2 protein-coding genes and 1 pseudogene are annotated in these 2,238 nt (G+C 66.3%); all 3 read left to right on the top strand.

Annotated features, from left to right (window positions below; translation table 11 throughout):
• Positions 1–1,118 (top strand): ATP-binding cassette domain-containing protein (locus ENZ75_RS29470; protein WP_206617127.1); only part of this gene is annotated, 1,118 nt, incomplete at its 5' end.
• On the top strand, positions 1,111–1,968 hold the full coding sequence (locus tag ENZ75_RS29465) for a 2-aminoethylphosphonate ABC transporter permease subunit (RefSeq protein ID WP_063167537.1): 858 nt from the start codon (positions 1,111–1,113) through the stop codon (positions 1,966–1,968). The genes ENZ75_RS29470 and ENZ75_RS29465, both read left to right, overlap by 8 nt.
• Before the next feature lie 3 nt (positions 1,969–1,971).
• A pseudogene (locus ENZ75_RS29460) lies at positions 1,972–2,238 on the top strand (phosphonate ABC transporter permease); the annotation flags it as partial.

Genomic DNA, 2,238 nt, shown 5'->3' with positions numbered 1-2,238 from the left:
GTGTCATGGACATCGACGCCGCGAAGGTTCGCGGCGCCGGCTCCAATGTCCATTTCGACAAGGTCAGCGTTGCCTATGGCGCGCATGTCGTCCTGCATCCGCTGACCCTGGATATCGCACCTGGCGAGATCCTGGCGATGATCGGCCCATCCGGCTCCGGCAAGACGACGGCCTTGCGCGCCGTGGCCGGCTTCGTGCGACCCGCCAGCGGGCGGATCCGCATCGGCGCCACCGATGTGACCGATCTGCCGCCCTACGAGCGCGGCCTTGGCATGGTGGTGCAGAACTACGCGCTGTTTCCGCATATGCGGGTCGAGGACAACGTTGCCTTCGGCCTCAGAGCACAGGGCGCCGACAAGGCGCTGATCGGTGAGCGGATCAAGGATGCGCTGGGCACTGTCGGCATGTCGGCCTATGCCCGGCGCTATCCGCGCGAGCTTTCGGGCGGCCAGCAGCAGCGCGTGGCGATTGCGCGTGCCTTGGCCGTGCGGCCGCGCGTGCTCCTGCTCGACGAGCCGCTCTCGGCGCTCGACGCCCAGATCCGCCGCAACATGGTCGAGGAGATTGCCCGGCTGCACCGCAGCCTGCCCGGCCTCACGATCCTCTATGTCACCCACGACCAGACCGAGGCACTGACGCTTGCCGACAAGATCGCCATCATGCGCGACGGCAGGGTCTGTTCGCATGGACCGACGACCGAACTCTACCGCCGCCCGCCAAACCGTTTTACGGCCGAGTTCCTCGGCCGCGCCAATCTTCTTCCGGTAACGGTTGCCGAGGCCGTCGGGTCGAAGGGATTTGCCACGGCAAGGCATGGTGACGCGCTGCTGACCGGCGCCGGCCGCAACGAGAAGGCCGGCGACAAGAGCCTGCTCTGTATCAGGCCGCAGCATCTCAGCCTGACCGCCGACAGCGACCATACCAACCGCATCGTGGGCACGCTCCAGGAAGTGCACTGGCAGGGCGAACTGACCCATCTCGTGCTCGACGTCGACGGCACGCCGGTGCGTGTCTCGGCGACCAGGCTGCCGATCGCCTTGCCCGAACCCGGCGCCAAGGTGCCGCTGTTCTTCGCGCCCGCCGACACCTCGCTTCTCCCGGAAGACGCCGGTGTCTGAGGCGGTCGCCATCCCTGCGCCGGCGATGAAGCTCTCGTCGGGTAAATTGTGGATAGTGCCACCGGCGGCCCTGCTGGCGCTGCTGTTCTTCTATCCGTTGGCACTGATTGCCCGCCAGGCCTTCCTCGACGACAGTGGCGTCGCCAATGTCGCCGAAGTCATCCGCGTGCTGCATTCGCGCTTCTTCCTCAACGCGCTGATCAACACGGTGTCGATCTCGGTCGCGGCGACGGCCGGATGTCTGGTCGTCGGCCTCGTGCTGGCGCTGATTCTGGCCTTCGTGCCGTTCCCCGGCAGCGGCTTCATCGCCCGGCTGATCGATACCTTCATCGCGCTGCCGACATTCCTGGTGACGCTTGCCTTCACCTTCCTCTATGGCTCCGCCGGCATGCTCAATGCCGGGCTGATGGAGACCTTTTCGCTGCCGCTGCCGCCCGTCGATTTCCTCTATTCCGCGTGGGGTGTGATCCTGGCCGAGGTCACTGTCTACACACCCTTCATCCTGCGGCCGCTGCTCGCCGCCTTTTCGCTGGTCGACCGTGGCCAGATCGAAGCGGCGAGCGTGCTCGGCGCGCGGCCGTTTCGCATCGTTCGCCAGGTGATCCTGCCGGCGGCAATCCCGGCACTCATCGCCGGCGGCAGCCTCTGCCTGTTGTTGACTGTCAACGAATTCGGCATCGTGCTGTTCATCGGCGCCAAGGGCGTCATCACCCTGCCGCTGCTGATCTATGGCAAGGCGATCCAGGAATCGGCCTATCAGGTCGCCTGTATCATCGCCGTCGTCAACATCGCGCTGTCGCTCGGCCTGTTTGGCCTCTACCGTTTCGCCGCCGGCCGGTTGGGAGCCTAGCCCATGCTGGTCTGGTCACGCTCCGGTCGTCTTGTCCTGTGGGTGCTCTTCGCACTGATCTTCGGCGTGCTGTTCCTGGCGCCGCTCGCGGTCATCCTCCTGTCCAGCCTCGCCGACCAGTGGAACGGCGTGCTGCCCAACGGCCTGACGACGGAGCACTACACCGATGTCATTTCCGGTGCCGCCGGCAGAGCGGTCAAGGCCAGCCTGGTCACCGGCTTCCTGGCCAGCGCGCTGGCGCTGGTCAGCGGCACCTGGGCGGCCCTGTCG

It is taken from the genome of Mesorhizobium sp. M7A.F.Ca.CA.002.04.1.1, from assembly GCF_004022805.1.
Taxonomy (GTDB): Bacteria; Pseudomonadota; Alphaproteobacteria; order Rhizobiales; family Rhizobiaceae; genus Mesorhizobium; species Mesorhizobium ciceri.
The sequence above is the reverse complement of the archived record's forward strand: the minus strand, read 5'-3'. Positions and strand labels throughout refer to the sequence as shown.